At 70.6% G+C, this 14,945-nt stretch carries 12 protein-coding genes; 2 read left to right on the plus strand and 10 right to left on the minus strand.

From position 1 onward, the window contains the following. Positions 1-20: 20 nt before the first annotated feature. The 6 genes from ACJMKZ_RS14435 to ACJMKZ_RS14460 all read right to left on the minus strand — a co-directional run bounded on the left by ACJMKZ_RS14435 (position 21) and on the right by ACJMKZ_RS14460 (position 8,029). Entirely contained in the window at positions 21-2,450 is a 2,430-nt protein-coding gene (locus ACJMKZ_RS14435) for a PEGA domain-containing protein (protein WP_405233903.1), read from the minus strand. Next, positions 2,447-4,786 (minus strand): protein kinase domain-containing protein, encoded by a 2,340-nt coding sequence (locus ACJMKZ_RS14440; protein ID WP_405233904.1) that lies wholly within the window; start codon positions 4,784-4,786, stop codon positions 2,447-2,449. Before ACJMKZ_RS14440 ends, ACJMKZ_RS14435 begins: the two co-directional genes overlap by 4 nt. Positions 4,787-4,824: 38 nt before the next feature. Next, a complete protein-coding gene (locus ACJMKZ_RS14445) occupies positions 4,825-6,159 on the minus strand; it encodes a hypothetical protein (RefSeq protein ID WP_405233905.1) in 1,335 nt (444 codons plus the stop codon). A 24-nt stretch (positions 6,160-6,183) separates the two neighbouring features. Then, positions 6,184-6,855, minus strand: a complete 672-nt coding sequence (locus tag ACJMKZ_RS14450) for a hypothetical protein (protein ID WP_405233906.1) — start codon at positions 6,853-6,855, stop codon at positions 6,184-6,186. Then, positions 6,845-7,078, minus strand: coding sequence for a hypothetical protein (locus ACJMKZ_RS14455; RefSeq protein WP_405233907.1), 234 nt, complete (start codon positions 7,076-7,078; stop codon positions 6,845-6,847). Before ACJMKZ_RS14455 ends, ACJMKZ_RS14450 begins: the two co-directional genes overlap by 11 nt. Before the next feature lie 357 nt (positions 7,079-7,435). After that, positions 7,436-8,029 carry a Spy/CpxP family protein refolding chaperone gene (locus tag ACJMKZ_RS14460; RefSeq protein WP_405233908.1) on the minus strand — a complete coding sequence of 198 codons (594 nt, stop codon included), beginning with the start codon at positions 8,027-8,029 and terminating at the stop codon, positions 7,436-7,438. A 152-nt stretch (positions 8,030-8,181) separates the two neighbouring features. On the opposite strand from ACJMKZ_RS14460, the gene ACJMKZ_RS14465 reads away from it, so the two are divergent. Continuing rightward, complete coding sequence (locus ACJMKZ_RS14465; RefSeq protein WP_405233909.1) at positions 8,182-8,919, plus strand: response regulator; 738 nt, start codon at positions 8,182-8,184, stop codon at positions 8,917-8,919. Then, the gene (locus ACJMKZ_RS14470) at positions 8,912-10,273 is read left to right on the plus strand and encodes an ATP-binding protein (RefSeq protein WP_405233910.1); all 1,362 of its coding nucleotides are present in this window, start codon (positions 8,912-8,914) and stop codon (positions 10,271-10,273) included. The genes ACJMKZ_RS14465 and ACJMKZ_RS14470 overlap by 8 nt, the downstream gene beginning before the upstream one ends. Here the strand turns inward: ACJMKZ_RS14470 and ACJMKZ_RS14475 are convergent. The 4 genes from ACJMKZ_RS14475 to ACJMKZ_RS14490 all read right to left on the minus strand — a co-directional run bounded on the left by ACJMKZ_RS14475 (position 10,258) and on the right by ACJMKZ_RS14490 (position 14,942). Next, positions 10,258-11,427: an acyl-CoA dehydrogenase family protein gene (locus tag ACJMKZ_RS14475; RefSeq protein WP_405233911.1), complete on the minus strand. Its 1,170-nt coding sequence runs from the start codon at positions 11,425-11,427 to the stop codon at positions 10,258-10,260. The genes ACJMKZ_RS14470 and ACJMKZ_RS14475 overlap by 16 nt on opposite strands. Next, a complete protein-coding gene (locus ACJMKZ_RS14480) occupies positions 11,414-12,331 on the minus strand; it encodes a PP2C family protein-serine/threonine phosphatase (RefSeq protein ID WP_405233912.1) in 918 nt (305 codons plus the stop codon). The genes ACJMKZ_RS14475 and ACJMKZ_RS14480 overlap by 14 nt, the downstream gene beginning before the upstream one ends. Further along, on the minus strand, positions 12,324-13,637 hold the full coding sequence (locus tag ACJMKZ_RS14485) for a protein kinase domain-containing protein (RefSeq protein WP_405233913.1): 1,314 nt from the start codon (positions 13,635-13,637) through the stop codon (positions 12,324-12,326). Before ACJMKZ_RS14485 ends, ACJMKZ_RS14480 begins: the two co-directional genes overlap by 8 nt. A 123-nt stretch (positions 13,638-13,760) precedes the next feature. Further along, positions 13,761-14,942: an acetyl-CoA C-acyltransferase gene (locus tag ACJMKZ_RS14490; protein WP_405233914.1), complete on the minus strand. Its 1,182-nt coding sequence runs from the start codon at positions 14,940-14,942 to the stop codon at positions 13,761-13,763. Positions 14,943-14,945: the final 3 nt, after the last annotated feature.

Below are 14,945 nucleotides of genomic sequence, written 5' to 3' on the forward strand. Positions count from 1 at the left end.
GGCTAATTATTCCGCCGCCTTCACTCGGGCGCGTTGCGCACCAGCCGGAAGCCCACGTCCGTGCGCGGATCGGTGCCGAAGTCGCGGAAGCTCAGCCGCAGCTGGGTGATGCCGGAGTGCTGCCAGCTGGAGCCCCGTATCACCCGGTGGGTGCCGCTGTCCGGCCCGAGCGGATCCACGGCCACTTCGTCGGCGGGACCCGTGTAGACGGCATAGTGATCGTTGGTCCACTCGGCCACGTTGCCGCCGATATCGTACAGGCCAAGCGCGTTCGCCGGGAACGTGCCCACCGGAGCCGTGGAGGCGAAGCCGTCGTTGTAACGCGGCAGCACGGTCGGCACGATCTCCTTCGCGGCCTGATCGGCGTAATTGCCCGACTCCTCCGGCGGCGGCATCTCCTGGCCCCAGGGATATTTCAGTTTGCCGGCGCCGCCCTGATAACGTGCGGCCCAGGCCCACTCGGCCTCGGTGGGCAGGCGGTAACCGTCCGGGAGGGGCCGGATGGGCACCAGCTTGCCGAACTTCTCCTCGTACACCGGCGTGAGCCCTTCCTTCTTGCTCAGCCAGTTGCAGAACGCGGCGGCGTCCTGCCAGCTGACGCTGGCCACCGGATTGTTGTCGCCGGCCAGCGCGGGATGCGTGTCCGCGCCCGAATCGTGGGCCTCCCGGTAGGCCAGGAACTCCCGGTTCGTGACTTCGTTGATGCCGATATAGAACGGCCGGGTGATGCGGACGCTGCGCAGGTTCTCGTTGGCGCGCCGGCCCGGCTCGCGGCGCGACGCGCCCATCATGAACTCGCCGGGCGTGACGTAGCGCAGCGCGGCGCCCTGGGACGTGGTCACCCGCTGGGGGATGGAAGCGAGCCTCGCCTCCTCCAGCGTGCGCAGCCGGATGTTCACGGTCTGCGGGAAGCCGGGCCGTGGCGTCACCTCACCCTGCCAGGTCTCGTAACCCTCACGGCGCACCACGATCGCCTGGGGCTCGGCCGGCAGATCCAGCCGGGTGTCGCCCCGCCCCACCGAACGGCCGTCCACCAGGATCTCCGCGTCGCCGGGGGTCACGGAGAATCGCACCTCGCCGATACGCGCGGTGAGGTCCACCCGCAGCGTCTCGCCCTGGGCGGCCTCCAGCACCACATTCCGGCTATAGGCCCGGTAACCCGCCTTGGACAGGCCGACGGTGTAGCGCCGGCCCGGCGCCAGCGAAATGCGCACGGGCGTCTGCCCCCGGTAGCGCCCGTCCACCGTCACGTTGGCGCCGGCCGGCTCGCTGATCACGCGGAGCACCCCGTCGGCCTTCTCCAGCTCGACGGTCGGCAGCGTCATGGGCGTGTCGGCGAAGGCCGTGACGCGGCCCTCCCAGGGCTTGTAGCCTTCCAGCACGAGGGAAATCTCATTGCGGCCCTCGGGCAACTCCACCGTCGCCGGCGTCTCGCCGAGCGCTTCATCGCCCGCCAGGATTGTGGCGCCGGCAGGCCGGGATGTGACGGTCACCGGGGCGAAGGCCGGCACGAGCTGGACGGTCAGCCGCTGGACCCGGTCCAGGCCCGGCACCTCGAGCCGGGCCTGCCAGGGCAGGTAGCGCTCGGCGAACACCTCCACCCGATACTCGCCCGGCTCCAGCACACGCGGCGGCAGCGGCGTCCTGCCGACTTCCTCGCCGTCGATGAACACCGCGGCGCCGGCGACCGGCGCGGAGTCCACCACCAGCCGGCCGGGCATGCGCTCCTGCTCGAGTTCCAGGGTCAGGCTGTCCTCGTCGCCCACCTCGAAGCGCCGCTCCAGCGGGTGATAGCCCTCGCTCTTCAGGGTCACGGTGTAGACCCCCGGGCGCAGCAGGTAACGCTCGCCGAGCGGCAGGCGGAACCAGCCGCCGCTGATCTCGACGCTGCCCGGTTCCGCGGGCACGGTCTCCAGCCTCACCGAGGTGGAGGTGAACAGCAGCCACGCCATCGCGGCGAGCACCGTCAGCGCCGCACCGACCCATGCGTACCAGGGGATGCCGCGGCGCGCCTCGGCCTGCTGCTGCTCGATCTCCCGGCGCCGGTAGGCGATCGGTGCGATCTCCTCGGCATCCTCAGCCGGCTCGCCTTCCTCGACGACGGGCGGGGCCGTGACGTAGCGGCTCTCCTCCAGCGCCAGTTCGAGGCGCAGCACGCCCTCCGCCAGCGCCACGCGGATGCGCGTGCCGTAGGCATCGATCTCGTCGCCCTCGCGCAGCCGCCGGGCGGCCGACAACGGTTCGCCGTTGACCTCCACCCCGCCCTCGGCGCCGCCGGGCTGGACGAATGGCGCACCGTCCAGCACGTCCACGACCGCCAGCGGCAACGCGGACGCCGGACCGGGCACGGGGATCTGGCTGCCCGGTGCCGTGGCGATGCGCAGCGGCAGATCGGATGCACCGTATTCGCGTTCGCCGACCTCGCTGGCGACGATGATCTTCAGACTCAAATGGGTTCCTCGCAGCGGACCACGATCGGCTCGAGTTCGATTTCCGGGGCCACCCGGAAGTCGATGCGCACGTCCCGGTAGCCGACCCGGGAGCCCATGACTGTATAGGTGCCCGGGCGGAGTTCAAGCTCCCGCCGCTCGAACGTCCCGAGCCGGCCGACCCGGAACACGGTGACCTCGGTCTGGCCGTCGGACACGAACTCCACCTCCAGGGGCGTGGCCGCCCGCTTCAGCAGCCGGGCGAGTTCGCGGCGCTGGCTCACGAGCCGCGGGCCGCCGTCCATCTTCGCGAGCTCCGTCAGCACCGTGGAGGCGCGGCGCAGCGTGGCCGGTTCGCTCAGCTGGTCCGGGTTCGCGATCCAGTCCTCGAGCTGGCGATCCAGCGCCAGACGCCGGCGGGCACGGACGCGACCCTCACGGGCGAAGTCCAGGTTGGCATCCTGTTCCAGTATCGCGCCCCAGGTGGCCAGCGCGGCCTGCCAGTCTTCCGCGGCCTCCTGGCGCTCCGCCTCGGCGGTCAGGCGTTCGATGGTGCGCAGCCGCACCGCCTGCTCCACCTGCAGCAGCCCGTCCCGGGGCTCCTGCGAGGAGGGTCGCATCTCGCGGGCGGCCTCGAAGGCCTGGCGCGCGGCATCGAAGCGCTCGGCCTGCAGCGCCTCGAAACCGGCGGTCATGCGTTCCTCGAAGCGGCGCCGCTCCAGCGCGGCGCGCACCCGCTCCAGACCGGCCGAGGCACGGTCGTAATACGGATCCAGGTCGACAGCCGCACGGAATCGCTCCGCCGCGGCGTTCAGCTCGCCCCGCCGCTCCAGTGCCTCGGCCTCGTCGGCGAGATCGATGACCTCCAGCAACGTCTCCGCGCGGGCGAGGCCCCGCTCGGCAGCCTCGTTGTCCGGGGTGATGGCCAGCGCCAGCTCGAACTGGCGCCGCGCCGTCGCCACGTCCTCGGCCTCCAGCGCCGCCCGACCCGCGGCCAACGCGCGCTCGAATTCGCCGTCGACGCGCGCGATCAGGCCGTCGAGCCCGGCACTCGCCTCCCGGTACAGTATCTCGGCGCGCCCGTAATCCTTCGCGAGATAGGCGTCGTCGCCCTGTTCGTAGGCGGCCCGCGCGGCGGCATAATCCTCGCCGCCCCAGCGTTCCACACCGCGCAGCTCGAGCACCTCCAGCTTGGTCAGCAACTCGCCCAGCGCGCGGTCGGCCCGGTTCCTGGCCTGCACCACTTCGTCCCGGGCGGCGTCGTCCGCCAGGTTCTCGGAGAACCGCACGGCCTCCTCTTCGCCCTCGTCTTCACCCTCCTCCTGAGCCTCGGGGGCCGTCCGTGCGGATTCCAGGGCTGCAGACTCCTGCTCTCCGACCGTGCGGCGCTCCTCGATCCGCTCCGGCAGGAAGGCCACCACCCAGATCGCCGCCGCCAGCAGCAACACCAGCGCGCCGCCGACGATGGTGGCCGGCACGCCCTGACGGCGCGCGGGTGCGGCCGCCGGCGCGGCGGCAGCCCGGCGGCGCGGCGCCACCGCCTCCGTCGGTTCGTCTTCCAGGGGCCGGACCGCCGACGGCCGCACCGCCCGCGCGCGGGCCTGTTGCCGCGGCAGCAGGCCGGCCGAGATGCCGACGCTGCCGAGCGCGTCCACCACGGTCTCCGCGTCGGGCCGCGCCTGAGCCTCGCCAAGCATGTCCTCCGTCAGCTCGCGCAGGCCGGCCACTTCGAAGTCGTCCCGGGACGGCCAGCGCGGGCCCGGCTCGTCCGGCGCGCGGCCGTGCCAGAGCTCGAAGACAAGCACGCCGAGGGCATGGATATCGTCGGGGGCAGACGGCGGCCCGTCGGCGCCCCGCTCCGGGCTGAGCGCGGCGGGGCTCCCGCCCGCGCTGCCGGAGGCGGCGAAATCGCTCAGCACCGTGCGCCCGCCGGAATCCACCAGGACGTTGCGCGCCGTAACGTCGCCGTGAGGCAGATGCCGGTTGTGGGCGTACACCAGCGCCGCGGCCACGCTGGCGATCCCGCGCAGCCACTCCGATGGCGGCCGGTCGGCGAAGGCGGCGATATCGGAGCCGTCGATGTACTCCATGCCGTAGAACGGCCGCGGCTCCGCGTGAAACTCGAAGATCCTGACGATGTGGGGGTGGTTCAGCGAGCGGATCCGGCGCCAGCCGGCTTCGAAGCGCTCGCGCTGCGCCGGGTCGACGCACAGCGCGTCGGACAGCAGCCGCAGCGCGACGGCGGAGCCCGCCCGGTGATCGTGGGCGAGCCACACCTCCGCCGTGCCGCCGGCGCCCAGGCGGCGGCGAAGCTCGTAGCGGTCCAGCAGTCGCAGTCCGGGATGCAACTCCATCATCGATCCGGCGAGTCGGGGCGTCGTTCCGGGCGGCCGTCTCAGCCGGACGGGCCGGACGATTCTGCGGACGATTCCTGGGACGATTCCTGGGACGATTCCTGGGACAGTTCTTTGGACAGTCCTTTCGACGACACTGCGCGCGACGGGGCGCCTACCTGGAGGTCTTCCGGGAACCCGGTCTCCGCCTCGTAGATCTCGTGCAGGAGGCGGCGCCACTGCTCGTACTGGGCCTCGGCCGTGCCGGTGAGCCGCCGCGTCTGACCTTTCACCGTCACCACCATGGGCGCGGCCTCGGAGTTGAACGAGTCCGCCAGCTCACGGATGGATTCCTTGTGCAGCCGGGCTTCGGCATTACGCCGGAATGCCGAACCGATCACCTCGAGCCCGCCGTGGATGGCGAATGACTGCAACGCACGCTTCGTGCGCCGTGCCGTGCCGCTGTCGCTGTCCGTGTTCATGGTGGCCGCGCCGGCCACCACGACGATGCCGGCCAGACCGCGGATGAGGGCGGACCGGCGCATCTCGCGGTAGGTCACCGCCTGCTCGCGCGCCGCCTTGCGCCAGCCCTCGTAGGGGATGGCGATGCCGTAGTAGAAATTCGCGTAATGCTCGTTCAGCGTGTCGACGAACAGGTTATCCCGCTCACGCACCTGGCGCAGCCGGCGCAGCATGGGATCGTTCTCCGCCGGCAGGCGTCGGATCTCGTAGCGGCCGCGGTCGGTCTCGGCGAGGTAGTCGTCGTACACCCTGGGCGCGACGTCTTCCATGAAGCGCAACTCGGCGACACTGCGGATGCGGCCGACTTCCTCCGCGGAGAGTTCGTCCAGCAGCGCCTTCAGGTCGTTCGCGATCTCGTTGTAGACGTTCTGGTACGGGTCGTTCCGGCGGTCCCGGTTCTGTGCGTAGTCCGCCCCCACCATCCGCGCCTTGTAACGCCGGTCCATCCATTCCCGGCCCGTGGCGTCGAAGGCGACCACCTCCAGTTCCACCGTATGACCGTCGGACTCGCGAATCTCGCCGGTCACGTACAGGTCGGTATACACCTCCCGGCTCGGCAGCACCCGCACCGCTCCCCAGTAACCGGTGCGCTGCAGCGTATTCTTCAGGTGATAGGCGAAATAGCGGGCCTCCGCCCGGCGGATCTCCGGATAGACGCCGGTCTCCTCCGGTTCGTTATCCTCCTCGATGCCCGGCGCGAACTCGATGACGCCGACATCCAGCAGGCGCGCCTCCGGTATCTCGACCGCAGCACGGGTGAGGTCGACATCCTCGCCGGCGCTCTCGACGCGCGCGACGCTGCAGCCCGCCAGCGCGGCGGCGGCCAGCACCAGGACCGCCGATCGGCAAACGACGGTTGCGGTGCTACGCGGCATGATTGCTCGCCGTGCGACGGTTCATCAGAGTCCCTTGTAGGCCCGGTATTCGTCCCAGAGACGCTCGCGGAGCTCCGGGTCTTCCTCGGCCAGCGCGGCCTCCCGCAGCTGCTTGGCGACGATGTCGTCGTCGACGCCCGACGGGATGTCCTCGGGGGTGCGCTCGCCGATCTGCTCCTTGCTGAGCTGATCCACCGAGCCGGGTTCCTGACGCATGCTGCCGCCGGCGCCGCCCGCGGAATTGTTCACCACGCCCACCGTGCCGCCGGCGCCTTCGCCGGCCTCGCCCGCCTGCTCGCCGAGTCCGACGCCGCCGCCACCGCCCTGGCCGCCGCCGCTCTCGAAGGCGCCCGTGTCGCGGCTCACCTCGGCCACTTTCTGCTGTTCCTCCAGCAGCGAGTCGTCGAAGTCGCCGAGGGAACGCTCGAACTCTTCGTCCAGGGAACCCTGGCCGCCGCCACCGGGTACGTCGGTCATGCCACCCGGGCCCGGTTCGCGCTCGCCCACAGAGCCCACGGTGCCGTAGGCGCCGCCTTCGCCGGTGGTCGCGCTGCCGCCTTCGGTACCGGCGCCGTCCTGGCCGGCGGCGTCGCCCGACGCACCGCCCGACTCGCTGCCCGATTGATCGCCGCCGGGCATGCCGCCCGACATGCCCCCGGGCATCTGGCCCGACTGACTGCCTTCGCTACCCGGCATGCCGCCGGGCATCCCGCCCGTGGATCCGCTCGGCGAACCACTGGGCGAAGCGTCGGGAGAACCGCCGGCGGAGCTGCTGCCCGTCGATCCCGAAGGTGAGCCGCTCGTCGACCCGGAGGGCGAGCCCGCGGAACCGCTGCTCGGGCTGCCGGAGCTGCTGCTCGGGCTGCCGGAGCTGCTGCTGGGGCTGCCGGAACTGCTGCTCATCGACGTCGAGGCGCAACCGCCCAGCGTCAGGCCGGCCGCGCAGAGTCCGAGGACCATCAGTCTGGCCACTCGTGGGGTGGGGTGTCGCGTACTGCTCATGTCTCCCTCTTCGTTGCCCGTCGAGGCGGGCCTGCGGCGAACGCCGGGTCGCTCGCCACGCTCGCGGCGTAACGACCTCCCGGATAGCATTCGAGGCGAAAAACCGCCGCAGAGTTCCCGGCTGCCTACCAGGACCTATTTGCCACAGACCGGGCCCTGTATTCAATGCCGGAGGGGTGTCGGCGGCCCGTGCCGGGGGACGGCGGGCAGCAAGACTATCGGGCGGGGGAGCAGAGGGGCCGCCCCGGGCGCGCCTGCCCGGGGCGGCCGAGGGTCAGAGGACGTCGTCCTCCTTCGCGCCTGAATCGTTCGCTTCGGGACCGGCTCCGCGGCCTTCGCCGGCGCCTGTGCCGCCGGGCGCCGACGGCCCGTGGTGCAGGCGCTGCTGCATTTTCTGCCGGCGCTGGCCCATGCGCGCCATGCGTTCGGCGCGCATTTCCGTCAGCCGGGACTGCTGGTCCTCGTCCAGCGCCGCCATGATGTCGGCATGGGTCTCGCTGCGCAGCAGCGCCATGCGGCTGGTCAGCTCGCCCTGGCGCTGGGCCAGCGAATCGGCAAGCGTCTGATAGTTCGGGTCGGCAGGATCGAGATTGCGCAGTTCGTGGTGATTCGCGCGCAACTGCTCGTGCAGCGCGCGGATTTCGTCGCGCCGGGACTCGAGGGCCTGGCGGACTGCCTCCTGCTGCTCGGCGCTGAGATCCAGTTCCGCCGACATGTGAGCCAGCATGCGATCCGGGTCCGGGCCGCCGTGAGGGCCGCCGCCGTGAGGGCCCGCGAGAGCGGCTCCGGCGAACAACAGCGCCAACAGCGCCAGAGCGTTCCGCCGCATTGCCAGACCGATGACTCGACCGATCATAATCCCTTTCATGTCAGCCTCCTTTCCCGTCGGGGGGGGAGTGATCTCCGCCACGGCTACAGAATAGGCAATGCAGCGCAAAGTTGCGCCACGGCCGTGCAAAGAAGTGTCAAGCCGCCCTCAGCGGTCTTGCAGCTTCGCGGCCGGCAGCGGAGCATACGCGCATGAACAGCGCAGCTGCCGACAGCACGGGCCGCAACGAGGCCGACGGACGCCTGTTGCTGGTGGACGACGATGAAGAACTCGCCACCATGCTGCAGGAGTATCTGGAACCCGAGGGGTTCGCCGTCGAATGGGCCGGCGACGGCCCGAAAGCGCTGGAGCGCCTGGACGACGCGGCCTTCGACCTGATCATCCTGGACGTCATGATGCCGGGCATGAACGGCTTCGAGGTGCTGCGCCGAATCCGTGCCGAGCGCGACACGCCCGTGCTGATGCTGACCGCCCGGGGCGACGACGTGGACCGTATCGTCGGGCTGGAGATCGGCGCGGACGACTATCTGGCGAAGCCGTTCAATCCCCGCGAGCTGGTGGCCCGTCTGCGGGCCGTGCTGCGGCGGACGAGACCCCCCGCCGCCGCCGAGACGGGCCATCTGAGCGCCGGCTCCATCGAACTCGATCTGCGCACTCGCCGGGCCACCCGCGGCGGCCGCGAGCTCCGGCTCACCGGCACCGAGTTTCAGCTGCTCGGGCTGCTGGTTTCCGCCGCCGGCGAGGTGGTGAGCAAGGAAACCATATCCCGGGAGGTGCTGGGGCGGCGGCTACAGCCCTGGGACCGCAGCGTGGATACCCATATCAGCAATCTGCGCGGCAAGCTGACCGGCGACGACCGCGGCGAGAACCCCATCCGCAACATCCGCGGCGTGGGTTACACGCTGGTCCCGGACGAGACGGATGCCTAGCCTGTTCCTGCGTATCTTCCTCGGCTTCTGGCTGGTCATCGGTGTGTTGCTCGCGGCCGCCATCCTGGTGGTCTGGCAGGTGGCGGAACAGCGGCGCGAGGCCTGGCAGCAGTTCGACCCGCGAGCAGTGCACATCGAAGCCTCCCAGGTGCTCTCCGGCGGCGGCCCCGACGCCCTGCGGGAATGGCTGCAGGAGGGCGCCGGACTGCCCCCGGAGCTGCGGCTGTTCGTTCTCCTGGAAGACGGCAGCGACATCCTGGGGCGGCCCCTGCCCGAGGTGCTGGTGGCCGAGCTCGCGCGCCTGCGTGCGGTGGCAGAACAGCTGAGCAGACCGCGCGCCCTGCCGCCGAACTTCCGCCCGGCAAGACCAATCCCCCAGATCATCGGCCCGGACGGCCGCGTCTACAGCCTGTTTCTGTTCCGCCGTCCCGGCGCCGCCCTGCGCCTGCTGCCGGATCTGCCCGTGCGCGTGACGCTGCTGCTGTTCGCGCTCGCGGTCAGCGCGGGCGTGGCCTGGCTGCTGGCGCGCACTCTGTCACGGCCGGTGAAGAGCCTGCGTGACGCCACCCGCGCGCTGGCGGATGGCAGCCTGGATACCCGCGTGGGCGGACCCATCGTGACCCGGCGCGACGAGCTCGGCAGCCTCGCGCGGGACTTCAACGACATGGCCGCACAGCTGGAGGCCTCTCAGCGTTCCCAGCGCGAATTGCTGCGCAACGTCTCCCACGAACTGCGCTCGCCGCTGGCGCGCATGCGGGTGGCGCTGGGCCTCGCGCAGCGCGACGCGGGCGAGCTGCCGGCGCTCACGCGCATCGAGAAGGAGTCGGATCGGCTCGACTGGCTCATCGGCGAAATCATGGACTTCGCCCGGGCCGATTCCGGCCGCGGCCCCCGCAGCGAGGAATTCGATCTCACGGCGATGCTGCGCGAACTGGTCCGCGACGCGCGTTTCGAGGGGGGCGACGACGGTCCTCGCATCGAGCTGGAGGCGCCGGCTGGCGTCCTGGTCCGCGCCCAGCGGGCCTCGCTCGCAAGCGCCGTCGAGAACGTGCTGCGCAATGCGGCCCATCACGCCGAGCAGCGCGTCGACGTGCGGCTGAGCCGTGACCCGGAAGGCCTGGCCGTCACCATTGCCGACGACGGCGGCGGCGTACCCGACGAGGAACTCGGCCTGCTGTTCGAGCCGTTCTACCGGGGCGACAAAGTGGGCACCGCCGGACTGGGGCTCGCCATCGCGCGGCGGGTCACCGAGCTGCATGCCGGCACCATCGTCGCCCGCAACCGGCAAGACGGCGGTCTGCAGGTGACCATCACGCTGCCCGCGACCGTACTGGCGACTCAGAGACCGAGCTGACGCGCGGCCAGGTCGCGCATGATCTCCTCGGACCCGCCGCCGATGGCGTTGACCCGCACCTCCCGGTAGATGCGCTCGATGCGGCTGCCGCGCAGATACCCCGCGCCGCCGAGAATCTGCATCGCCTCCCGGGCGCAGAACTCCATCGTCAGCGTGGCCTGCACCTTCAGCATGGCCAGATCCGCCGCCGGGGTCTCGCCCCGGTCGACCCGCCAGGTGCAGTGTTCCAGATAGGCCTGGGTCGCGTTCACCTGCCGCAGCATCTCCACCAGCTTGTGGCGGATGACCTGATGGTCGGCAAGACGCCGGCCGAAGGTGTGGCGCTGGCGCGCCCAGGCGAGCGCGTCCTCGACGCAGACCCGCGCCGAAGCGTTGGCGCCTGCCGCCATCGCCAGCCGCTCGCCGTTGAAATTCTTCATGATCAGGGCGAACCCGGCGCCCTCCGTGCCGATCAGATGGTCCCGCGGCACGCGCACGCCATCGAAATGTATGGTGGCCGTGTCGGACGACCACCAGCCCTGCTTGCGGTCGAGTTCCGTGCGGCTCACGCCCTCGGCATCCGCCGGGATCAGCAGCAGCGAGATGCCGTCGTAGCCTTCGCCGGTGCGCACGGCGGTGGTGAAGTAGTCCGCCCGCATGCCGCCCGTGATGAAGGTCTTCTCGCCGTCGACTACGTAGTGATCGCCCTCGGCCGCGGCCCGGGTGCGGATCGCCGCCACGTCGGAGCCGCCGCCCGGCTCCGTGATGGCCAGCGACATGTGCTGTTCGCCGGCGAGCACCCGCGGCGCGATCGCCGCCCGCAGCGGCTCGGGGCCGCCGGCGAGCAGCGGCGGCAGGGCGATGCCGTGCACCATCAGGCTCGCGTTGACGCCGCCCGCGCCGCTGCGGGCCAGCTCCTCGGAGACGATCAGTCGATGGAAGCCGTCGATGCCCTCGGAGACGCCCCCGTAGCGCTCCGGGTAGCCGACCTGGAGCAGGCCGAACTCCGCCGCGTCGTGGAACAGGGACTCCGGGATGCGGCCCGCCTCTTCCCAGTCGTCCACGAACGGCATGATCTTGTCGTCGACGAAGCGGCGTACCTGGCGGCGCCACTCCTCGTGGCTCTCCGTCATCCAGGGGCACGGCGGTCGTGGCAGTTCGCTAACCGTCGTCATCGTCGTCACCTTTCTCCTTGTCCGCAGCGTTCGCCGCATCTCCGTCCGGCGCCGCGGCGTCGTCTTCCGCGCCGGGCTTGCGGAACAGGATGATGCTGAGGTCGTCGGGCTTGCTCGGCGTGGGCGCCTCGGGTGTCAGCATGCGCTCGCGAGCATACGCCGCCAGCTGTGCCAGCGTTTCCTCCGCCGGACCCTTGCGGGCGATCTCCACGATCTCGGCCAGATGGAGGTTGTCGGTGAGACCGTCGCTCGCGAGCAGCAGCGTATCCCGGGGAGCCAGCTCCAGCTCGGCCCCCACCTCGATGCGCATGTCGGCGGTGCCGAGGAAGTTGAACACCAGGTTGCGCTCGGCGTGGTAGAGCGCCTCCACCTCGTCGAGGAAGCCCGCCTCCACGGCGAAGGCCACCGGTGTGTGCGCGATGGTCTGCATCTTGAGACGGCCGCGCTGTCCCGTCACGAGCGCCGCCGAGTCGCCGACGTGATACGGCCGCACCAGCCGCCCTTCCACCGAGACGACGGTCAGCGTGGTCGCCGAACCGTTGGCCAGCGCCATGACCGCCGCGTTGGCCTCCTCCATGGCGTTCAGTACGGCCGTGCGCAGCGCCACCGCGGGGTCGCTGACCGCCTTCAGCGACTCGATGACGGTCCGGATCGCCGTGCGCGAGGCCCGCTGCCCGGCAGGCAGGCCGCCGGCGCCGTCCGCGACGGCGAGCACGACCGTGTCTTCGGCCAGCGGGATCACGGCGAGCGTGTCCTCGTTGCCGGTCTCCTTGTCCGGACTGCGACGGCAATAGACCACGGCCTCGCCGCCGGCTGCCTCCGCGGTCAGTACCTCGCCGGAGTCCTCCTCCACCGGCAGCACGAGGGGCTCTTCCGGCGTGCCCCATGCCCGCGCCTCAGCCATTCTTGCGGCGCCGGCCCCGCGCGCGGCCGGAGACCGGCTGCCGGCACCAGGCACAGTAATTCCAGAATTCCGCCGCGATGCCCCAGCCGCAGGAGCTGCAGCACCGGTCGGAGCCCGGCAGGGTCCACTTGCGCTTCACCTTGGCGCGGCACCAGGGGCAGTAACGCATGAAAGGCATCAGCGGCCCGCCGCAGCGCTTGTTGGCGCAGCGGGCCGTATAGCGGCGGTCGCTGTAATGCCGGTTGGTCTCCTTCTCGAAGCCCGGCCCGTAGCACCAGGCGCAATAGTCCCAGTCCAGCTTCACGCCGCGCTCGCAGCGGGGGCAGTGGGCCGGGAACGTGCGCGTCTCGCCGGCGGCCGGGTTGTCGGCGCCGCACCAGGGGCAGGCCTGCATCACCTCGGCCACCGGGCCTTCGCAGCGCCGGCATTGATGGCGGGTGTCCAGCACCTTGCGGTAGCGGCTCTGGAACTCCCGCCATTGCACGCGCTTCCAGACCGGCCCTTCCGCCTTCGGGCTGCTGCGCCGGCGCTGGCGGCGCGCACGGCTGCGCGCCCGCTCGAACTCCGAGCGCATCTGCACCGCGTCGCGGGTGCGCGCCGAGACGTCCACCTGCATGGCCCGGCGCAGCACCTCCAGCAGGTCGCCGCTGGCGTGCTGGCGGGCCCGCTCGATGCCGGGCGGCGGCCAGTCGAACGGCCACTCCGGCAGGCGGCCGGAGAACAGCTGGTAGAGCACCAGGCCCAGCGAGAAGACGTCGGACTGGAATTTCGGTCGGCCCATGGCCTGCTCGGGAGCGATGTAGTCGATGGTGCCCGAACCCGACGCCTTCAGCGTGCGCAGGTTCAGTTTGGCGAACCCGAAGTCGGACAGCCGCAGCCGATTGCCGGGGAAAATGATGAAATTCTCCGGCTTGATATCGCAGTGGATGACCCGGTGCTCGTGAGCGTGAGCCACCGCCGCCAGCGCCTGGGAGGCGAAGTCCATCCGCAGGCCCTGGGACATGCGCCTGACCAGGCGGTCGGCCAGGGACTCCGTGCCGAGAGGCATCGAGATGACGAAATGATCTCCGATGAAGCCGGCGTCATAGACCGGCAGGATGTTCGGGTGCTCGAACTTGGAGGCCATCCGCACTTCATGCAGGAAGTCCTCGACCGCGGAGAGACTCCTGGCCGTGGTCAGGGGCACCTTCAGCGCGACGTGAGCCGAGCGCACCGTATCGTAGGCCTGATACACGTTGGCGAGCGGCCCCTTCGACAGGCAGCGGACGATGCGGTACTTACCGAGTTTCTGTCGCGCACGGAGCAATGCGTGCCGGTCCCCCCTGCTGGCCGGCCCCCCGGCCGGATATCCGGACGCTCCGGGAACCGGAGCGCCGGAGACGATAATTGGGCCTGGGCCGGGAGCCGTCAAGTCGGGGTACGCCGTACCTCAGAGCACCTCGAACAGACCGGCCGCCCCCATGCCGCCGCCGATGCACATCGTGCATACCACGTAGCGTGCGCCCCGCCGGCGCCCCTCTATCAGTGCATGGCCCACCATGCGGGCGCCGGACATGCCGTAGGGGTGTCCGATGGAGATCGAGCCGCCGTTGACGTTCAGCAGTTCGTTCGGGATGCCGAGCTTGTCGCGGCAGTAGATCACCTGCACCGCGAAGGCCTCGTTGAGTTCCCACAGGCCGATGTCGTCCATCTTCAGCCCGGTGCGCTCGAGCAGCTTCGGCACCGCGAACACGGGGCCGATGCCCATCTCGTCCGGATCGGTGCCGGCCACGGCGATGCCGCGGTAGATGCCCAGGGGCTCCAGCCCCCGTTTCTCGGCGAGCTTGGAGTCCATCACCACACAGGCGGAGGCGCCGTCGGAGAGCTGGCTCGCGTTGCCGGCGGTGATCACGCCGCCCTCGAAGACCGGGCTGAGGCTCGCCAGACCTTCGGCGGTGGTACCGGGCCGGTTGCCCTCGTCCTTATCCAGGGTCACCTCCTCGAAGCTGATCTCCTTGGTCTCCTTGTCCATCACGCCCTTGGTCGTGGTCATCGGGACGATCTCGTCGTCGAACGCCCCTGCCTCCTGGCCGGCGGCGGTACGCGTCTGGCTCTGCAGCCCGTACTCGTCCTGCTGCTCGCGGCTGATGCCGTAGCGCCGGGCCACCACCTCCGCGGTCTCCAGCATCGACATGTAGATATGCTCGCTGGCGGCGGTCACGTTCGGGTCCTTGGCACGGTAGGTATTCATGTGCTCGTTCTGGACCAGGCTGATGGACTCCAGCCCGCCGCCCACCACGATGGGCATGTTGTCGTGCAGCACCTGCTTGGCGGCGATGGCAATGGCCATCATGCCGGACGAACACTGCCGATCCACGGACATGCCGCTGACGGTCTCCGGCAGGCCGGCGGCGAGCAGCGCCTGGCGGGCGACGTTCTGGCCGCTGGAGCCCTGCTGCATCGCGCAGCCCATGATCACGTCGTCCACCTCCGCCGGGTCGACGCCGGCCCGCTTCACCGCCTCACGGATGGGATGGGCCGCCAGCGTCTGGGCCTGGGTGTTGTTGAAGGCGCCCCGATAGGCCTTGCCGATTGGCGTTCGCGCCGTCGATACGATTACCGCTTCTTTCACTGC

The organism is Lentisalinibacter salinarum (assembly GCF_040706555.1).
GTDB lineage: Bacteria > Pseudomonadota > Gammaproteobacteria > Steroidobacterales > Woeseiaceae > Lentisalinibacter > Lentisalinibacter salinarum.

Excerpts from the sequence above, each read along its gene's own strand:
- ACJMKZ_RS14440 (WP_405233904.1), bottom strand. The coding sequence starts at position 4,786 with ATGATGGAGTTGCATCCCGGACTGCGACTGCTGGACCGCTACGAGCTT.
- ACJMKZ_RS14445 (WP_405233905.1), bottom strand. The coding sequence starts at position 6,159 with ATGCCGCGTAGCACCGCAACCGTCGTTTGCCGATCGGCGGTCCTGGTG.
- ACJMKZ_RS14450 (WP_405233906.1), bottom strand. The coding sequence starts at position 6,855 with ATGCCGGGTAGCGAAGGCAGTCAGTCGGGCCAGATGCCCGGGGGCATG.
- ACJMKZ_RS14460 (WP_405233908.1), bottom strand. The coding sequence starts at position 8,029 with ATGAAAGGGATTATGATCGGTCGAGTCATCGGTCTGGCAATGCGGCGG.
- ACJMKZ_RS14465 (WP_405233909.1), top strand. The coding sequence starts at position 8,182 with ATGAACAGCGCAGCTGCCGACAGCACGGGCCGCAACGAGGCCGACGGA.
- ACJMKZ_RS14470 (WP_405233910.1), top strand. The coding sequence starts at position 8,912 with ATGCCTAGCCTGTTCCTGCGTATCTTCCTCGGCTTCTGGCTGGTCATC.
- ACJMKZ_RS14475 (WP_405233911.1), bottom strand. The coding sequence starts at position 11,427 with ATGACGACGGTTAGCGAACTGCCACGACCGCCGTGCCCCTGGATGACG.
- ACJMKZ_RS14480 (WP_405233912.1), bottom strand. The coding sequence starts at position 12,331 with ATGGCTGAGGCGCGGGCATGGGGCACGCCGGAAGAGCCCCTCGTGCTG.